Here is a 19405-nt window from a genome sequence, read left to right as displayed (position 1 = left end):
GCAGCACCGTTAGCTGAAGGCGCAGAAAAGGAGTTCTCGTGGGTATGTTCCCGTGAGAACTCCTTTTCTGTATGCTCAATACCATGTACGACAAAAGCCGCATCGCTGCGATGCGGCTGTATGCGTCGTATATGCAGTTATCTGCCTTGCAGCAGTTTTTCTTTCAATTCCAAATAGCGCGTTGTGTAGTACGGCTTGAGCTGCGATTCCCGCAGGTCGTTGCCGAAGGAACGGCGGCTGACGGATAAGATTGGCGGGCATTGAATTCGTTTGGCGACGGCAAAGCCGGCGATGAGGCGCCACCATTTTTCCAAGTCGGCGATGAAGGACGCCGCGTCGGGAAAGAGGTCGCGCACCTTGACGGGGCAGCCGATGTGTTCTTCCAGCGTGCCGTCGGCATACCACTGGAGTATCGACTCCGGCGTCGCCCGCTGCCACCGTTCGATAAAGGCGGCGAAGAGGTAGTCGTGATAGGGATATACCAAGGGGTCGCCCTGGCCTTTGGTGATATCCTGATTGGAAGACAGCTCGGCGCTGGGGACGATGTCGATAGAGCCGCGGGGAATGACTTCCCGTTTGAACACTTCGTCGTTCAAGTACCGGGCCAGGTCGTAGACCTGATGCTTCCACAAATCGGCCGTCGCGGCCAGGAAGCCGGCGCTGTCGCCGTACAGCGTAGCGTAGCCGACAGATGATTCGGCCTTGTTGGCGTTGCAGGTGAAGACGCCGCCGAAGGCGGCTGCCGCCGCGGCCAGAATACGGCTGGAACGGTCCCGGGCCTGGATGTTTTCTTCAATGAAGCTGGTCAGCTCCAGACGGCCTGCTTTGACGTCATTTTTATATAATGCGGCATCGCTGAATTGGCGGCGCGTCAATTCCAGGCTGTCCTGTACGGGAATGACCGTATACAGGCAGCCCAGGTTGTCGGCTAACTCCTTAGCCAGTCCCTTAGTCATTTCCGAGTTGTAGCAGCTGGGCATGTTGACTAAGAGGATGTGTTCCGGCGGAAGGACTGTGGCGTATAAGGCGGCGTTGACGGCCGAGTCGATGCCGCCCGATACGCCGATGACGACGTGATCCAGGCCGAGGGAGCCCATAAAGGATTTCAGGCCGTAATGCAGGCTGGCGTAGATGTCGGCCGTGCTGCCGTGCTGTTCGTTGACGTGGACCGGCGACGTGAAGACGTGGTTCTGTTCGTCGTATTCGACGATGGCCAGCTCTTCGCCGAAGGCGGCGCATTCGTAGTGAAGGCGGCCGTCCTTGTCGTAGGCGCTGCTGGAACCGTCGAAGGTGTAGACGTTTTTGCCGTTGTTCTGGATGCCCGTGCAGTTGACGTATACGGCGGGCTTGCCGATTTCGCCGATGGCCTTGCCGAACAGGCGGTGACGCCGTTCCGTCTTGCCCTGCGTAAAGGGAGAGCTGGAAATGTTGACGAACAGGTCGATGTCGTATGTATTGCCTAAGTACGACATGGGCTTGAAGGGATAGTTGTCGTCCCAGCTGTCTTCGCAGATGAGCGGGCCTACGCAGAGCTTCCGTCCGTCGGCGAAGGCGATGTGGACGGGCGACAAGAAGTCTTCCGGAAAGGCGCGCCGCTCCTGGGCCACTTCCATGAGGGATGTGAAATAGCGGATGTCGCTGAACTCCCGGTAGTTGGGAAGGAGCGTCTTGATGTAAAACGGATAGGGCGACCGTTCCGGCGACAGGAGCTTGCCGTCGCTGGCGATGAACATGGCGTTGTACTTGCGGGTCCGGCCGTCTAAGTTGACCCGGCCCGGTTCCTTGGCTACGTTGCCGTAGACGACGGTAATTCCTTCTGAAGCGGCCTGGATTTCTTCGCCGAAGCGGACGCAGTCGTCGATGAAGTCGGGCTGATCCCAGACGTCGCCGATAAAATAGCCCGGAATCGAAAGTTCCGGGAAGATAATCATGTCGCAGCCCTGCTGCTTAGCCTTGGAGATGGCTTTTTTCATGGCGGCGGTATTGAAGCGCGGGTCGCCGGCATGTATATCAAGCTGGGCGAGAGCAATTTTCAGCATAGATATGCCTCCCTGATAAATAATTTCATACCTATTATTATACTCCATAGGCGCCATTGTGAATAGAGAGGGCGGAAGATACGCCGCGTATGCCCGACAGGTCTAAGGCGACTGTGCAAAATCGCATAGCCTCATAGGGTGCGAAAAGGAGCGGCATGTAGTATAATTGTAGTGATATTACTTTCTGACTGAAGGAAAGAAGACTTACATGAACACTTTATTGACTATCTTAAACGCCAAGTTCATCCATTCCTCCCTGGCGCTGCGCTGCCTTTATACGGCGTGCCGCCGGCAGGGCGTCGCGGTGAAGACGGCGGAATATACGATCAATCAGCATGCCTATGACATTCTGCGCCGCATTTCCAAGTTCGACGCCGATATCATCGGCTTTTCCTGTTATATATGGAATATCGAAATGACCTGCCATATCATTTCCCTCATCAAGCAGGTGCGGCCGCAGACGATCGTCTTTGTCGGCGGGCCGGAAGTGTCCTATACGGCAGAGGAGATATTGCGGGACCATCCCGACATTGATTACGTACTTCAAGGTGAGGGAGAAGATATGGTGCCGGCCTTTCTGCAGGCCTTAGCGCGAGGCGAAGACGGGACGGCTGTACCGGGCGTCATGGGACGAGTCGGAGGCCAGATTCAGGGCAGTGATGCCTATCAGGAAGTGGCCGAGCTGGACCGTCTGCCCTTTCCCTATGAGGGGCAGGATTTTTCCCTGCTCGACCATAAGATCATGTATTACGAAAGCTCCCGCGGCTGCCCGTTTCACTGCCAATACTGCCTGTCGGGCATGAACGACGCCGTCCGCTTCCGCTCCGTGCCCCTCGTGCTGCAGGAGCTGGAACAGTTCGTCGCAGCCGGCGTGCATCAGGTCAAATTCGTCGACAGGACCTTCAACTGCAATCCGGCCCACTACCGGCCGCTGCTGCGCTATATGATTGGCGTGATCGAAGATATCAACTTCCATTTGGAAATCGAGCCGGGCCTGCTCATGGACGAAGACCTGGAGCTGCTGGCAGCGGCTCCTAAAGGGCGCATCCAGCTGGAGATGGGCATTCAGTCGACCCACGAGCCGACGCTGCAGGCTATTCGGCGGCACAACGACTGGCCGCGCATCGAGCATATTATGGAACGGCTCTTGGCATGCGGAAACATCCACCTGCATCTGGATTTGATTGTCGGCCTTCCTTATGAGGATTTCGGCCGCCTGCGCCAGTCGTTTAACGATATATACGCTCTCAGGCCCCACAAGCTGCAGATTGGTTTTTTGAAGCTCCTCAAGGGCTCGGGCATCCGCCGCGATTACGGCGGCGACTACCGCTATGACCCGCAGGGGCCTTACGAAGTGCTGGAAACGACGTGGCTGCCTTATGAACGGGTGCGGTACATGAAGGTCTTTGAGGACGTCTTTGAACGAACCTATAATTCGGGAAAATTTACCTGTCTTTTGTCCTATGTATCCCGAATCTACGCCCGGGATTATTTTGCTTTGTACGAAGGCCTGACCGACGAATGGCTGGCCCTGGGGTACGACGAACAGGCCCTGTCGGACGAGGGGTTCTGCCAGTTCTTGTGGCATTGCTGCCGGGACAGGCTGGGCCTGACGGAAGAACAGCAGGCCGTCGCGGCGGATTTGCTGGCCCTGGATATGCAGGTATGCTTCCAGTTCCGCTATCATGCCGGCTTTTTGGGCTGGCAGGAAGCGCCTCGCGAAGAGACGGACGCTATGTTCCGCGACGAGGAATGGCTGCGCCAGTATGTACCCGATTACGTTTTCACGAGCTGGCGCGACGTCAAGATGCGCTGCCGCGTCTGGCCCGTCGGCAGGGATACGCTGGACGAGCTGCGGCGCTATACAGCTATCCCTGAAGGAGGAGCCTATATTCTGGCAGAAAAACGAAAGGGCGGCGTATCGTGGCAGATCGTGCCGCCTAAACACAGTACAGGGGAATTTAAGATATGAACGAACGATATAATGTATATTCGACGTATTTGAAAGAACGGTACGGCGAAAAGGTATATAAGCTGCCCATCAGCATTCCCGATACGTGCCCGAACCGCGACGGCACGCTGGGCACGCGAGGCTGCGCCTTCTGCGGCTCCATCGGCGCAGGGTATGAAAACCTGCCGGCTGACATGACCATACAGCGGCAGATAGAGGCCAACATCGCCCATATCCATCCTAAATACAAGGCCAATAAATTCATCGCCTATTTCCAGAATTTCACCAATACCTATATCCGGCCCGACGTGTTCCGCCAATACCTCATCGAAGCCTGCCGGCCCGACATCGTCGGCATCGCCGTCGCGACGCGGCCGGACTGCGTCAATACGACGTATTTCGATATTATGGCGGAAATCAAGGAGACCTACGGCGTAGATATCCTCGTCGAGTTCGGCTTGCAGACGGTTAACTACAAGACGCTGCAGAAAATCAACCGGGGCCACACGCTGGCCGAATACATCGACGCCATGATGATGATACAGGCCTATCCCTTCCGCAACTGCACCCACGTCATATTGGACTTGCCCTGGGATACGATGGAAGACGTCGTCGAGACGGCCAAGATTATTTCCGCCCTGCCGACGCACGAAATCAAGCTCCATGCCCTGTACATCATCAAGAATACCGTCATGGCCGATTGGTACAAGACCGGGGAGATACAGCTCATTTCCGCCGAAGAATACGTAGACCGCGTCGTGACCTTTTTGGAATACACGCGGCCGGACATCGTGTTCCAGCGGCTCATCGGCCGGGCGCCGAAGGAGGCGACGGAATTTGCTAACTGGGGCATGGGCTGGTGGAAAATCCGCGATATGATCGACGCTGAGCTCGTGCGGCGCGACACCCGTCAAGGAGCGAAATGCACGTACCTTCACGGAAAAGCCGTGCGGAAATTTACAGATTACTAACAAAGGGGACATGACCATTGCCTATGGAAAAACGATTTATCTTTTCGGACTTGTCCGAGGCCAAAGCCGTGCTGGGCATGAAGGACGAATTTTTAAAGACCATACAGAAGGAATTTCCTGACTGCCGCATTGCCTCCCGCGGCGACGAAGTGATTATCGTCGGCGGCGAACCCGGCGTCAGCCAGGTGGAGACGGTACTGCGCACGCTGCGGTACCTGTACCGGGAAAATACATACATGACGACGCAGCACGTGCGCTACTCGTCGTCGCTGATCAAGCAGGGAAAGGAAGACCTGCTCCAGTCTATTTACGGCGACACGGTCAGCATTTCGGCCCGGGGACGGCTCATCAAGCCCAAGACGGCGGGACAGAAGCAGTACGTCGATTCCATACGGAAAAATCTCGTGACCTTCGGCATCGGCCCGGCCGGCACGGGCAAGACCTATTTGGCCGTAGCCTTGGCGTCGTATTATTTGAAGAACCGCGAAGTAGAGCGGATTATCCTGACTCGCCCGGCCGTAGAAGCCGGCGAAAAGCTGGGCTTTCTGCCCGGCGATTTGCAGGAGAAGATCGACCCGTACCTGCGGCCCCTTTACGACGCTTTGGCGGATATGTTCGGCTACGACCAGTTTCAGAAGATGGTGACCCGCAATATCATCGAGGTAGCGCCGCTGGCCTACATGCGCGGCCGGACGCTGGAGGAATCGTTTATCATCCTCGACGAAGCGCAGAATACGACGAAGGAGCAGATGAAGATGTTCCTGACCCGTATGGGCAATCATTCCCGCGTCGTCGTCAACGGCGACGTCACGCAGATAGACTTAGTAGACCGCAAGATGTCCGGCCTCATCGAAGCCCAGAAGGTCCTGCAGAACGTCCGCGGACTGGGCATGGTGTACTTTACCGACGAAGACGTCGTCCGTCACGACATGGTCGGGCGGATCATACGGGCATATGAAGATTTCTATAAAAAAGAATAGAAAGGTGGACCAGTATGAATATCAACATCAACTACGAAGACCCGTCGTTCCAGAACGACACGTACGAACAGGTAATCGAGCAGGTATGCCAGGAAGCGGCTCTTGTGTACGGCTTGGGGCCGAACGCGGAAATCAGCGTCCTCTTGTGCCACAACGAATACATTCACGAGCTGAACAAACAGTACCGCCAGATTGACCGTCCCACAGACGTCCTGTCTTTCGCCCTGAACGAGGGGGAAGACGACGGCTACGACGGCCCCGACGCGGCCCTTTTGGGCGACATCGTCATTTCCCTGGAAAAGGTGCAGGAGCAGGCCGAAGAATACGGCCATTCCTTTGAAAGGGAGCTGGCCTATTTGACGATTCACGGCATGCTGCACATCCTCGGCTACGACCACATGGAGCCTGACGACAAGGCGGAAATGCGCAAGGAAGAGGAATTTATCCTCCACCGCCTGGGTTACGTCCGTCAGGGAGAAGAATTATAATGGACGGGGAAAGCGTCCGCCTGCTCATCGAAGCGGCGAAAAAGGCCAGGGAAAGGGCTTATGCGCCGTACTCCCAGTTTTACGTCGGCGCGGCGGCTCTGGGAGAAGACGGCGTTATATATGCGGGCTGCAACGTAGAAAACAGCTCGTACGGCTTGTCGTGCTGCGCCGAGCGGAACGCCATATTCCGCGGCGTCGCCGCCGGCTGCCGGAAGTTTGAAGCCGTTGCCATTGTCGGCAGCGCTGATGATACGATGCCCTGCGGCGCGTGCCGGCAGGTCATGGCCGAATTCGGCGTGTCTTACGTCGTCGCGACCCGCGCCGACGGCGCCTACCGGGTACTGGCCCTTGAGGATTTGCTGCCCTTTGCCTTTACACTACAGGAAGAAACGGAATAAGGAGTATATATGGAAGAAAAAACTACGTTTAAATCGGGATTCGTCGCCGTCGTAGGTCGACCGAACGTCGGCAAGTCGACGCTCATCAACCGCATCATCAAGCAGAAGGTATCTATTGTGTCCGATAAGGCTCAGACGACACGCAACCGCATTTTGTGCATTCACACTGACGAAGACTGCCAGATCGTGTTTCTCGACACGCCGGGTATTCACAAGCCGAAGCACAAGCTGGGACAGTTCATGGACGAAGCGGCCTACCAGTCCCTCAAGGACATCGACGCCGTGCTGTTTCTCATTTCGGGCAACGAAAAGAAGGGCCCCGGCGACATGTTCGTCCTCGACAAGGTCAAGGACGCCGGCGTTCCCGTATTCCTCATCATCAACAAGGTCGATTTGATGAGCAAGGAAGAGATTTTCCAAAAAATTACGGAATACAACGCCCTGTATCCCTTTGAACAGATTATCCCCATATCGGCCCTGAACGGCGACAACGTGGACGCCGTACTGGACGAGCTGAAAAAGATACTGCAGGAAGGGCCGAAGTATTTCCCCGACGACATGATTACGGACCAGCCTGAACGGCTTCTCGTCGCGGAAATCGTCCGGGAAAAGCTGTTCCGCTGCACGCGCGACGAAGTGCCCCACGCCATCGCCGCCTACGTGGAAGAGATGAAGCCCCGCGGCAGGAACAAGGTGTACATCCGCCTGACGATTTACGTCGAACGGGATTCGCAGAAGCGCATCGTCATCGGCAAGAACGGCTCGGTTTTGAAGGAAGTGGGCGAGCAGGCTCGCCGGGAAATCGAAAACCTGCTGGGGTCGTCCGTATTTTTGGATATTTGGGTTAAAGTAAAGCACGACTGGCGCAATAAGGCGTCGGCCCTCAGCGAGCTAGGCTATAAGAACGAATAGGAGAGATGACTTATTGAACCGCAACTATTGCTGGAATGTTTTGTGATTTACTGCATATGTGTCCTTTGCAGCGCCGTCTGCGTTACAGGGAAATTTGCCTTTGCCCAGCTGCGCCGCGAATACATCGAAGAATTGGTGGAAGACGGTGATGAGAGCGCCAAGCCCCTGCTCAAGCTGTACGATAACCCGACCTTGTTTTTAGGGACGGCCCAGCTGGGCATGGCCCTCTTCGGCCTCGTCGGCGGCGCGACGATCTATTTCGCCCTGTATAACGGATACGGCCAGTTTGTGCAGTATGCCGGCGAAGCGTGGATTGTCTGGGCGGCCTATGCCGTCGTCTGCATCGTCCTGTGCGGCATCGCCTGGGTATTTGGCGAGCTCATTCCCAAATCCATCGGCCTGCAGCGGGCAGAGCGGAGCCTGAAGGCTATCCGGCCGCTGATACAGCCGTGGAGCCGGTTGTTTTACCCGCTCATCTGCCTGGGCAACTGGCTGGGCAAGGCCATTCTCCGCGGCCGCGATCTCGAGGTGACCAATGAAATCGACATGGCCCACTCGGAAGATGAAATCCGCATGCTCGTCACGGCCAGCCACAAGGAAGGGAAGATCGACCAGGTAGAAAGCGAGCTCATCGGCAACGTCTTTGATTTTGCCGACCGTCTGGCCCGGGAAATCATGATTCCCCGGCAGAACATCGTCTGCCTGTACCTGGAAGATACGATGAGCCAGCACATCGCGACGATACGCCAGTCCCGCCATACGCGATACCCCTTGTGCGAAGAAGACAAGGATCATATTTTAGGGCTGATACACATCAAGGATTTGATGGATTTGTACATGCACAAGCAGACCAACCTCCGCCAAATCAAGCGGCCCATCCTGATGGTTCCGGAAATCATGCCGGCGTCCAAGCTCCTGCAGCTCATGCGGGCCCGGCGAACCTATCTGGCTATGGTCGTCGACGAATACGGCAGCACCGTCGGCCTCATCGGGCTGGAAGATATCTTGGAAGAACTGGTCGGCAATATTAAGAACGAGCACAGCATGGAAAAAGAAGAAATCCAGCCTTTGGCAAATGGCGCCTATGAGTTTGCCGGCACCGTATTGCTGGAGGACGTAGAAGAGCTGCTTCACATACCTGTCGAAGAAGACGTCGATACGGATACCATCGGCGGTTATGTGTTCAATGTGCTGGGCCATACGCCTGTCGTCAAGGAAGAGGCCATTATCGGGACCTATCGCTTTGTCGTATTGGAAATGCAGCGGTTCCGCATTGCTCGCCTCAAGGCCGTGCCCATACCGCCGGAAGAATTGCCGCCGCCAGAGGGGGAAGGGGAGCATGATAAGGAGTAACCATATATTCCGCCCGGTCCGGCCGTACGACGGCCTGATTCTTCAAGTACAGAAGCGGGGAAAGCAGCGGATCTTGTCCGTCTTTACCCGGCAGGAAGGGCTGCTGCGGCTGTTTGTATCCGAGCGGAGCCGCGGCCGCAGCGGTTCCGGGGCTTTTATGCCCTTGGGGGAGATTACCTTTGATGCGGCCGAGCAAGGCGACGTCCTATCCCTGCGGGAATACGAATGCCGGGGAAACGAGGCCATGATGAACTTGACGTGGGACCACTACGTGTATTCGCAGATCTTCGTCGAAATGGTCCTGAACCTCACGCCGTACCGGCAGGCCGACGGCAACGTGTACGGCCTGCTCCTGCGCTACAGCCGCCTGTTGGCGGCCAAGGACCCGCGGGTCCTGACGATTATCGCCGGCTGGCAGCTGGCCGGATTGGCCGGGTTTTATCCCGATGTCGATACGGTGCGTGTGTTTTCGTCTCCCTATGGTCAGGAGGGCTATTACTTCGGCGACGAAGGACTGGCGGACATGCAGGAAGAGAAGCTGACGCCGGAGATCCGGCAGCTTTGGAAGCGCCTGCTGCAATACCGCTGGGAGCGGGAGGAGACGCTGCGCTTCAGCGCGAAGGGCTTAGCGGCACTGGAACGGCTGCTGTACAGCTACGTCGAGCAATGCAGTGAAAAAAAGCTGCAATCGTTAGTATTGCTGGCGCGTCCGTAAGAACGGTGAGAAAGAATACTCTTTCGACGCCGTTCTTTTTGTTTTTCTTGTCTTTTAGCCGGCCTATGGTATAATAAGGCTATTATTTTTTTATGCGCCTATCATGGCGAAAGATAAAGGAGGGCATATGGTCAAAAATATGACGGCAGGCAGCCCCATACGCCTGATCTTGTCTTTTACCGTTCCCCTGCTGATTGGGAACGTATTTCAGCAATTTTATAATATTGCCGACATCATCATCGTCGGACGGACCATCGGTGTCCATGCCCTGGCGGCAGTCGGAGCGTCGGGACCGTTGTTCATGGCTCTGCTGGGCCTGACCATCGGCTTGACGTCGGGATTTTCCGTCGTTACGGGCCAGCGGTTCGGAGCAAACGATGATGAAGGCGTGCGCCGTTCCGTCGCCATGTCGGCTATGCTGGCCGTCGGATTGACGGTTTTGCTGACGACGATTGCGGCCTGGCAGATGCCTCTGCTCATGGAGCTCATGAATATTTCCGACGAGCTCTACGCCGATTCGTACAGTTATATCATCATCATTACGTACGGCATCGTCGCCATGATGATGTACAATCTCCTGGCCTGTATCTGCCGGGCCTTGGGCGACAGCCGTACGCCTCTGTATTTTCTCATCTTGTCGTCTGTCTTGAACGTCGTCCTGGCTCTGGTATTTATCATGCAGTTCGGCTGGGGCGTGCCCGGTTCGGCTATCGCCTTGGTCATCGCTCAGGGCGTGTCGGCTCTGCTGTGCTTCTTTTATATGCGCCGCCGCTTTCCCATGCTGCGACTGCGCCGCGGCGACTGGGCCTTCGACAGGGAATTTGCATGGCAGCATCTGCGCCTTGGCCTGCCCATGGCCATGCAGTTCATGATTATTTCCCTGGGGATTTTAGCCATCCAGTCGGTCTGCAATACCTTTGGCCCTGAAACCATTGCCGGCTTCGTATCGGCGACGCGGATTGAACAGCTGGCTCTGCAGCCTATGATTTCCTTCGGCATCGCCATGGCTGTCTACTCGGCGCAGAATTACGGCGCTCAGAAGTACGACCGCATCCGAAAGGGTGTCCGGCAGTGTTCCCTCGTGTCGCTGTGCTTCTGCTTGTTTGCTATTGGGGCTATGCTGTTTTACGGGCAGGAGCTGATTTCCGTCTTTACGACGGAGCACGACGACCTGCTCCTGCAGCAGGCCATGCTGTACTTGCACACGTCTGTGCCCTTTTATATTTTTCTCGGGCAGATCTTTGTCTACCGTAACGCCTTGCAGGGCATGGGGATTTCCAGCGTGCCGCTTATCAGCAGCATCATCGAGCTGGTATTCCGCGGCCTGTCGGCCTTCGTTTTGGCCGGCATGTGGGGATTTTTCGGCATCTGCTGTGCCAGCCCGATCTGCTGGGGCGCAGCCTGCCTGTTTACGGCGGGAAGTTACTTCTACGTACAGCACACGATGCGGAAGATCAGAAGGTAGTTATGTATTCGTTTTATGAGGAGGAATGGATATGAGCAAGCTCGTCGTCGTCATTCAATGTCATTTGGTCATGAACCGCTGCAGCGGGTATCCCTGTATGGATGCCTTTTACAAGCGCGAAGGCGCTTTTGCGTCCTATGAAGAAGACGTCCGCTATATGCCTGTCACCTGCGGCGGCTGCTGCGGCGCCGAAGTAGCGGCCAAGCTGGAAAATCTGACGAAGCATTTGAAGCGCCGTGGCGAACGAAAGGAAGATGTCGTCATCCATTTCGCTTCGTGCGTCTGTTCCGACAACTCCCATCGGCCGCCTTGCCCCCATTTGGATTACATGCGGCAAATCGCAGAGCGCAAAGGCTATTCCGTCGTCCTGGGCTCGTATATATCGAACGCGGCGACGAAAAAGCGGGAAGCTGGGATTTATAAAACGTTTTAATATAGATAGAACAAAACAGAGCAGAGCAGCGGAAGATGCAATAGCAATGGCTGCTCTGTTTTTTTCTAGATACAATATATTTTTATTAAGTTTAATTTTATTTAATTAATAATTGACAAATGAAATTATATTTAATATAATCGGCTTAAATAAAATGTGTTTAAAAAATGACCAGGAAAAACTTGCCTTAGTGTAGAAGGGCTGTATTGACAGCACATTTACGGTTTAACAAAAAATAATTGATTACATTTTTTACTGTATTTGTACAAGAAGGATTTGTACAAGAAGGGAGATATGTGAATATGAAAATTGATCAAGTGTATACGCCGGCTATTTTGTTGAATTTGGATTATATGGAACATAACCTGAAGAAGTACGCTGACTTGGCTGCGGCGCATGGAAAGCAGATTTGGCCGATGGTCAAGACGCATAAGAGCACGGAACTGGCGTTATTGCAGCAGCAATATGGTTGCACGGGATTTTTGTGCGGCACGCTGGACGAAGCGGAAGCCTTGTGCGCCGCAGGTATCCAAAACATCATGTATGCCTATCCCGTGGCGACGAACGTGTCCATCGACCGGGTCATTGCCTTGTCGCAGAAGTGTAATTTCATCATCCGCATTGACGGGGAAGACGCGGCTAAGGCCATTCAGGAACAGGCGGCTAAACAGGGCGTTTCCGTGCAATACACGATTATTGTAGACAGCGGCCTTCACCGCTTCGGTGTGGCTCCCGATAAGGTCGTTCCCTTGGCCGACGCGTTGAAAGCCTGCGACCATCTGGTATTTAAGGGGATTTCTACCCATCCGGGCCATGTATACGGCGCATGCAGCCATGAAGATCTGGCAGGCTATTGCGAAGATGAAGCCCGCAGCATGGCAGCGGCGGCAGAAGCGCTGCAAAAGGCAGGCTATACAGTGGATATCATTTCCAGCGGTTCTACGCCTACCTTTGCTCAGAATATTGCCGACGAGCACATCTCCATCTATCATCCGGGCAACTACATCTTCAACGATACGATTCAGTTGTCTACGCAGACGGCTTCGGAAGAAGAATGCGCGCTGTACGTATTGGCTTCCGTCGTGTCCCATCCGTCGGAAGATTTGTTTATCTGCGACGCCGGCACGAAATGTTTGGGGCTGGATCAGGGAGCCCACGGCAATACGTCTATCGTAGGGTACGGCACGGTCAAGGGGCATCCGGAATTATACGTAGACGGATTGTCGGAAGAAGTCGGGAAGATTCACGTCAACGGAAAAACTGATTTGAAGGTCGGCGACAAGATCTGCATCATTCCGAATCATTCCTGCTCGACGGCGAACTTTACCAATTACTTCATCGGCGTCCGCGGCGATGAGGTAGAACGGCTCGTCGAAGTGGATATCCGCAGCAACGCGACGAAAAAGAATGTAAAATAATCATGCCGAAGGCAATATAAAGAAGCCGGGAGAGCCCATTCGTTTGGGTTCTCCCGGCTTTTGCCGTTTAGATATGTTATTCGAAGGAAGAAACCAGCGACGCAAACTCATCGGTATGGGCTCCGTACCATTCGTCAAAGGTTTGGCCCTTGGTTTTCAGTGTTTCGGCCAAGGCCGTCAGGAAGGCAGGGATGTTGTCTTCCGTAATGACGCCGATTTGCGTGCCGAAGCGTTCCTGCGTCGGCGTTGCGTAGGTACCGCCGGCAAAGACCGTAAAGGCCGGCTTCATATCGCCGTCCACTTTTTTAGCTGCGCCGCGCAGGCCGATGGCTGCGACCTGCTGGGCTGCGCACGACGAGGGGCAGCCGGAAATGTGCAGCTTGGGCAGGTACGACGTGTCGACGCCGCTGTCGCGCAGGGCTTTGACTGTGCGCAGCCACATGCCGTGGGAATCGCGCAGGCCTTGCTGGCAGATGGCCGCGCCGATGCAGCAGACCGATTTTTCAAAGGTATTTTTTGCCGTGTCCTCTTCGGTGATGGCGGCGAAGGCCATAGCTTCTTCCGCCGTCAGGTTGACGGCGTACAGCGATTCGTCCGTGTTCAGGCGGAGTTCTGCGTCTTCAACGTCTGATAGGAACTGCAGGGCCTTCTTGAATACGGTCATGTCCGGCGTGCCGCCGAGGGGATGGTATTCTACGTAGTAGAGGTTGTCCTGCTTCTGGCTGTGGATGCGGGCGATGTTCGGCTTGGCCGAGGACGGGGCCTTCTTGGCTACGACGTATTCCTGGGGGATAAAGGAGAGGTCTTTTTCCTGCGATTGTTTCAGGAAGGTCTGGAAGGTCTTGCAGAATTCTTCGTCGCCGAGATTGACTGGCATGAAGCGGGACCGGGCTCTGGCTCTGTTTTTATAGTCGCCGTGGGCCATGAACATTTGGGCGAAGGCGTCGATATAATACAAAATCTTTGTCGGCGCTACATCTTCGCCTACCTTGACGCCCAGGCGTGGATTGGCCGCTCCTAAGCCGCCGGCGGCATAGACGTCGAAGGTGCCGTTCTTCTTGGCTAAGAAGCCCAGATCCTTGAAGGTGGCGTGGCTTTCGTTGTCCGTGCCGTTGGAAAAAGCGATTTTATATTTCCGCGGCAGGTGCAGCTCCGGAATGAGCGTGAGAATGAACGAAGCCGCTGCGTCGACGTAGGGCGATACGTCGAAGAATTCCTTCGGGTCTACGCCGCGGAGCGGGCTGGCCGTGATGTTGCGGGGGTTGTCGCCGCCGCCTCCGATACAGTAAATGCCGTGGTCCAGGCATTCCTTATATAAGGATAAAATAGAGGGGCCGTCCATCTTGTGATACTGAATGGCCTGAGCCGTCGTGAAATGAGCCAGCTGTACGTGGTACGTATCGATGGCCCGGGCTAAAAATGCGATCTGGTCCTTTGTGACGCGGCCGCCGGAGAACCGCATGCGCAGCATGCCGCTTTTACCGCCCCGTTCGGCGTAGCTGCCGTATTTGCCGGAAATGCCCTTATATTGGCCTGCCGGAAGCTCCTGGCGGAAAAAAGCCTGACAGGCGTTTTCAAATTCGGGATATCTGTCTTGAAAGGTCTTTTTTGTTTCTTCAGAAATGGTTATCATATATACCCTTCTTTCTAAGAGATAAATAGTCATATCCACATAAATTCGATGCAGGTGATATGAGTACACCTATATTGTACCAGAAAATCATGTATAGAATAAGTAAAAAATGTAAAAAGATGAGGCGCAGAGGGACCGATGAGAGGGGGGAAGGGCAGAATGTATTGTCATTTAGGGCCTGTTTTGATACAATGTATAATTGAATATAAATATGTATCAATAACTTAGTTGCAATTGGAGGGCTTATTACGTGTTTAATAAAATAATGCAGAGACTGCTCGGCAATAATACCGAACGCGAATTAAAGAAGATGTGGCCTATCGTCCACCATATTAACGATTTGGAACCGAAGCTTACGGCCTTGAGCGATTCTTCGCTGCAGGAGAAGACCTTTGAATTCAAGCGCCGCCTGGCCGAAGGGGAAACGCTGGACGATATTCTGCCCGAAGCGTTTGCCGTCGTGCGCGAAGCGTCGCGCCGCGTCCTCGGCATGCGCCATTTTGACGTACAGCTTCTGGGTGGTATCGTCCTGCACCGCGGCGACATTGCAGAAATGCGTACAGGCGAAGGCAAGACCCTTGTCGCGACGCTGCCCGTCTACTTGAACGCCCTGACCGGCAAAGGCGTCCACGTCGTCACGGTCAACGACTACCTGGCTACGCGCGACAGCGAGGAAATGGGGCAGATTTATAAGTTCTTGGGATTGTCCGTCGGCCTTATCGTCCACGACCTGACGTATGAACAGCGCCGTCGTGCCTATAATTCCGATATTACGTACGGCACGAACAACGAATTCGGCTTCGACTACCTGCGCGACAACATGGTCATCAGCAAGGATCAGATGGTACAGCGTCCCCTGAACTACTGCATCGTCGACGAAGTGGACTCCATTCTCATCGACGAAGCCCGCACGCCGCTCATCATTTCCGGCCCGGGCGAAAAATCGACAGATTTGTACTATACGCTGGCTCATATCGTCAAGACCTTTGAAAAAGAAGACTACACGATGGACGAAAAGCAAAAGACCATCGCGCCGACGGAAAGCGGTGTCGCCAAGGTCGAAAAGATGCTGGGCATTAAGAATATGTTCGATAATGACCACCTTGATTTGAACCATTTGGTCATCCAGGCTTTGCGGGCCCGCTTCATGATGCACCGCGACAAGGACTATGTCGTCAAAGACGGCGAAATCGTCATCGTCGACGAATTTACGGGCCGCCTCATGTTCGGCCGCCGCTACAGCGACGGGCTCCACCAGTCCATCGAAGCGAAGGAAAACGTCAAGGTACAGGGCGAAAGCAAGACCTTGGCGACGATTACCTTCCAGAACTACTTCCGCATGTACGACAAGCTGGCCGGCATGACCGGTACGGCTAAGACGGAAGAAGACGAATTCAACAAGATTTACAAGCTGGACGTCTACGTCATTCCGACGAACAAGCCGGCTATCCGCAAGGACCTGCCCGACGTCATCTACAAGACGAAGCACGCCAAATACCGGGCCGTCGTCCGGGAAGTCAAGAAGCGCCACGAAACGGGCCAGCCGATCCTCGTCGGCACGACGTCTATCAGCCAGTCGGAAATCATCAGCCAGCTTCTGAAAAAAGAAAATATCGTCCACAACGTGCTGAACGCCAAGTATCATGAAAAGGAAGCGGAAATCATCAAAGACGCCGGCCAGATGAACATGGTCACCATCGCGACCAACATGGCCGGCCGCGGCACGGACATCAAGCTCGGCAAGGGTGTAGCCGAGCTGGGCGGCTTGATGATCATCGGTACGGAACGGCACGAAAGCCGCCGCATCGACAACCAGCTCCGGGGCCGCGCAGGCCGTCAGGGCGACCCGGGCACGACGCAGTTCTTCCTGTCTCTGGAAGACGACCTCATGCGTATTTTCGGCTCGGAAAACATTTCTAAATTCATGGACAAGCTGGGCATGGACGAAGACGAACCGATTACCCATTCCATGATTACCCGCTCCATTGAAAAGGCTCAGAAGAAGGTCGAAAGCCACAACTTTGAAATCCGTAAGTACGTCCTTGAATACGACGACGTCATGAATCAGCAGCGTGAGGTCCTGTACGGGCAGCGCCGCAAGGTCCTCGTCGCCGAATCGCTGCGCGATACGATCCTCGGCATGGTCGATGATATTATTCTCGACGGTCTGGACCGGTATGCCGACGAAAAGCTCTATCCGGAAGAATGGGATTTTGCCGGCCTCCTGGCTCAGATGGAACAGTACTTCGTGCCCAAGGGAACTGTAACGGTAGAAGAACTGGAAAACCTCAGCCGCATCGAAGTACAGGAAAAGCTCAAGGACATTGCCGTCGCCTTGTACGACGAACGGGAAAAGGAAATCAGCGCCGAAACGATGCGCGAGCTGGAAAAAGCCATTATGCTCCGCGTCGTCGACAGCAAGTGGATGGATCACCTCGATGCCATGGACGCCTTGAAGGAAGGCATCAACCTGCGGGCGTACGGCCAGAAGAATCCTCTGGTCGAATACAAATTCGAAGCCTATGAAATGTTTGAAGAAATGATCGATTCCATCAAGCGGACGGTCATTACCTTCCTCTATCACATTCAGGTAACGTACAGCAAGCCCGTTCCCAAGGCGGAAGACCGACTCCAGGGCGCGACGGAAGTGCACGAAGAAAGCAAGCCCGTCAGCCGCGAGGATATCGAACGGGAAGAACAGAGAAAGCAACAGCAGCAGGACTAAGGCTGAAATGCAGAAAAAGAAAGTAAATTCTCTGTAAAAAAGAGAATGCCTGTGATATAATCGGTAATTAATGTTGATATATGAAAGATGGTGATACTTGTGCTATTAGAAGAGTTGCGTAAGCCTTTGGAAGATTTGCAGAATAGAATACAAGAAATCGGGGATTCACTTTAGCTTACCTCGAAAAGAAGAACGAATTATGAATCTGGATATGCAGATGAGCGATCCGGACTTTTGGAATGACCCGGAAAAGGCCAAGGCTATTTCCCAGGAAGCGACGCAGCTGAAAGCCGAAGTCGAAGGCCATAAAGAGCTGGTGCAGCGGGTGCAGGATGCCTGCGACTACCTGGAGCTGGCTATGGAAGAAGGCGATGCCGATTTGGCCGGCGAAATCGAAAAGCAGTATAAGGAACTGGTAAAAGACGTAGAAAAGAGGGAAATCCTCCTGCTTCTTTCCGATGAATACGATACGTGCAACGCCATCGTCACCTTCCACGCCGGCGCCGGCGGCACCGAAGCCCAGGACTGGGCGCAGATGCTCATCCGCATGTACATGCGCTGGGCCGAGCGCAACGGCTACCGCATCAACGTCATGGATATGCAGCCCGGCGACGAAGCGGGCATCAAGAGCGCAGCCTTTACGATTGAAGGCGAATATGCCTACGGGTATTTGAAGTCGGAAAAAGGGGTGCACCGCCTGGTCCGCATTTCCCCCTTCGACGCGGCGGCGCGCCGCCATACGTCCTTTACGGCCGTAGACGTCATGCCCGAGCTGCCTGACGACGTAGACGTAGAAATCAATATGGACGACGTCCGCGTCGACTACTTCCGCGCCTCCGGCGCCGGCGGCCAGCACGTCAACAAGACCAGCTCGGCCGTCCGCATGACCCATATGCCGACGGGCATCGTCGTCCAGTGCCAGAACGAACGGTCCCAGCTCCAGAACAAGGAAATGTGCTTGAAGTACCTGCGGGCCAAGCTCTTTGAATTGGAACGGGAAAAGCAGGAAAAACTGAAAGCCGAAATCGGCGGCGTCCATCAGGCCATCGAATGGGGGAGCCAGATACGCTCGTACGTATTCCATCCCTACAACCTGGTCAAGGATCACCGCACCGGCGTGGAAACGGGCAATATCCAGGCCGTTATGGACGGCGATTTAGATATCTTCATTGAAGGCTATCTGCAGCAGGAAAAGGATAAGAAGATTTCAAGACAGCAGGATATATAAATGAAAAAGCTAATCACACTTTTGATCATCGCGGCGGCAGTTCTCGTCGGCGTCAACGTCTTCGGCCCGAAGACGGCGGAAGTGGCTCTTCATTACGCCTTGTCCCAGAAGATGGACCTCAAGCCGGAAGACGTGCGCGTCGAGGCCTCGCCGGGCATGAAGGTGCTCCTCGGCGAGCTCGACGCGGTCAGCGTCCACGGCAAGGCCTTCCGCGTCGGCGGCCTGATGTTCGACAGCTTTGACTGCGACCTGCAGGGCGTGAAATTCAGTCCGATGGACGCCTTGCTGGACCAGCAGATGACCCTGGCTTCCGCCGCGCACGGCGAAATGTCGGCGTCCGTGAGCAGCAATGAGCTGCGCAATTTTTTAGTGGAAAAGGTAGACGGCCTGAAGGACGTGTCGGTCGTCTTTCTGGGCGATACGATTGAAGTCAGCGGCTCGGCCAAGCTGGGCGGCCTGCTGAACGCCCGGGCGGTTATTCACGGCCGCTTCGGCATGGATGAGAAAAAGCTCATGTTCATTCCCGACGACGTCACCGTCGAGGGCTTCGGCATGAAATACCGCGCCCGCGGTCTGGGCAGCGCCGAAGTGTACGATTTCAGCGAATTTCCCCTGGGAATCGTACCGGACAGCGTGATGATGCACGGCGACGTGCTGACTATACACGGCCAGACGGCCGCTCATTAAGTAAGGTGG

At 54.8% G+C, this 19405-nt stretch carries 16 protein-coding genes; 14 read left to right on the top strand and 2 right to left on the bottom strand.

Going from position 1 to position 19405, the window contains the following annotated elements; genetic code table 11:
- Positions 1–137: 137 nt before the first annotated feature.
- A complete protein-coding gene (gene nadE / locus OCV58_RS07030; protein ID WP_154877381.1) occupies positions 138–2039 on the bottom strand; it encodes an NAD(+) synthase in 1902 nt (633 codons plus the stop codon).
- A gap of 208 nt (positions 2040–2247) precedes the next feature.
- Between nadE and OCV58_RS07025 the strand changes: the two genes are divergently transcribed.
- The 11 genes from OCV58_RS07025 to OCV58_RS06975 all read left to right on the top strand — a co-directional run bounded on the left by OCV58_RS07025 (position 2248) and on the right by OCV58_RS06975 (position 13123).
- Positions 2248–4011, top strand: a complete 1764-nt coding sequence (locus tag OCV58_RS07025; protein WP_154877380.1) for a B12-binding domain-containing radical SAM protein — start codon at positions 2248–2250, stop codon at positions 4009–4011.
- The gene (locus tag OCV58_RS07020; protein WP_154877379.1) at positions 4008–4961 is read left to right on the top strand and encodes a tRNA modification radical SAM protein MnmL/YtqA; all 954 of its coding nucleotides are present in this window, start codon (positions 4008–4010) and stop codon (positions 4959–4961) included. Before OCV58_RS07025 ends, OCV58_RS07020 begins: the two co-directional genes overlap by 4 nt.
- A 23-nt stretch (positions 4962–4984) precedes the next feature.
- Positions 4985–5941, top strand: coding sequence for a PhoH family protein (locus OCV58_RS07015; protein ID WP_087477521.1), 957 nt, complete (start codon positions 4985–4987; stop codon positions 5939–5941).
- Between the two features lie 14 nt (positions 5942–5955).
- Positions 5956–6429, top strand: coding sequence for an rRNA maturation RNase YbeY (ybeY, locus tag OCV58_RS07010; protein WP_087477520.1), 474 nt, complete (start codon positions 5956–5958; stop codon positions 6427–6429).
- A complete protein-coding gene (locus OCV58_RS07005) occupies positions 6429–6827 on the top strand; it encodes a cytidine deaminase (RefSeq protein WP_154877378.1) in 399 nt (132 codons plus the stop codon). Before ybeY ends, OCV58_RS07005 begins: the two co-directional genes overlap by 1 nt.
- 9 nt (positions 6828–6836) lie before the next feature.
- Positions 6837–7739 (top strand): GTPase Era, encoded by a 903-nt coding sequence (gene era, locus OCV58_RS07000; protein ID WP_087477518.1) that lies wholly within the window; start codon positions 6837–6839, stop codon positions 7737–7739.
- A gap of 42 nt (positions 7740–7781) precedes the next feature.
- Positions 7782–9092 carry a hemolysin family protein gene (locus OCV58_RS06995; RefSeq protein ID WP_394802412.1) on the top strand — a complete coding sequence of 437 codons (1311 nt, stop codon included), beginning with the start codon at positions 7782–7784 and terminating at the stop codon, positions 9090–9092.
- Positions 9079–9807, top strand: coding sequence for a DNA repair protein RecO (gene recO, locus OCV58_RS06990; RefSeq protein ID WP_154877376.1), 729 nt, complete (start codon positions 9079–9081; stop codon positions 9805–9807). The genes OCV58_RS06995 and recO overlap by 14 nt, the downstream gene beginning before the upstream one ends.
- Before the next feature lie 127 nt (positions 9808–9934).
- A complete protein-coding gene (locus tag OCV58_RS06985) occupies positions 9935–11272 on the top strand; it encodes an MATE family efflux transporter (RefSeq protein WP_267312831.1) in 1338 nt (445 codons plus the stop codon).
- Positions 11273–11303: 31 nt separating this feature from the next.
- Positions 11304–11705 carry a CGGC domain-containing protein gene (locus OCV58_RS06980; protein WP_087477515.1) on the top strand — a complete coding sequence of 134 codons (402 nt, stop codon included), beginning with the start codon at positions 11304–11306 and terminating at the stop codon, positions 11703–11705.
- Between the two features lie 302 nt (positions 11706–12007).
- Positions 12008–13123 carry an alanine racemase gene (locus OCV58_RS06975; protein WP_154877375.1) on the top strand — a complete coding sequence of 372 codons (1116 nt, stop codon included), beginning with the start codon at positions 12008–12010 and terminating at the stop codon, positions 13121–13123.
- A gap of 76 nt (positions 13124–13199) precedes the next feature.
- On the opposite strand, the gene OCV58_RS06970 is transcribed toward OCV58_RS06975, so the two are convergent.
- Positions 13200–14756: a nitrite/sulfite reductase gene (locus OCV58_RS06970; protein WP_154877374.1), complete on the bottom strand. Its 1557-nt coding sequence runs from the start codon at positions 14754–14756 to the stop codon at positions 13200–13202.
- A 250-nt stretch (positions 14757–15006) separates the two neighbouring features.
- Between OCV58_RS06970 and secA the strand changes: the two genes are divergently transcribed.
- The 3 genes from secA to OCV58_RS06955 all read left to right on the top strand — a co-directional run bounded on the left by secA (position 15007) and on the right by OCV58_RS06955 (position 19396).
- Positions 15007–17481, top strand: a complete 2475-nt coding sequence (gene secA, locus OCV58_RS06965; protein ID WP_087477512.1) for a preprotein translocase subunit SecA — start codon at positions 15007–15009, stop codon at positions 17479–17481.
- A gap of 87 nt (positions 17482–17568) precedes the next feature.
- Positions 17569–18709 (top strand): peptide chain release factor 2 gene (gene prfB / locus OCV58_RS06960; RefSeq protein WP_338088175.1). Its coding sequence is split into 2 segments (ribosomal slippage): positions 17569–17640 and positions 17642–18709, totalling 1140 coding nucleotides; the frame shifts between segments, so codons are not numbered across the junction.
- On the top strand, positions 18710–19396 hold the full coding sequence (locus OCV58_RS06955; protein ID WP_154877372.1) for an LmeA family phospholipid-binding protein: 687 nt from the start codon (positions 18710–18712) through the stop codon (positions 19394–19396).
- Positions 19397–19405 lie beyond the last annotated feature (9 nt).

The organism is Megasphaera stantonii, from assembly GCF_025567065.1.
Lineage (GTDB): Bacteria > Bacillota > Negativicutes > Veillonellales > Megasphaeraceae > Megasphaera > Megasphaera stantonii.
This window is presented reverse-complemented; position numbering and strand designations above follow the sequence as displayed.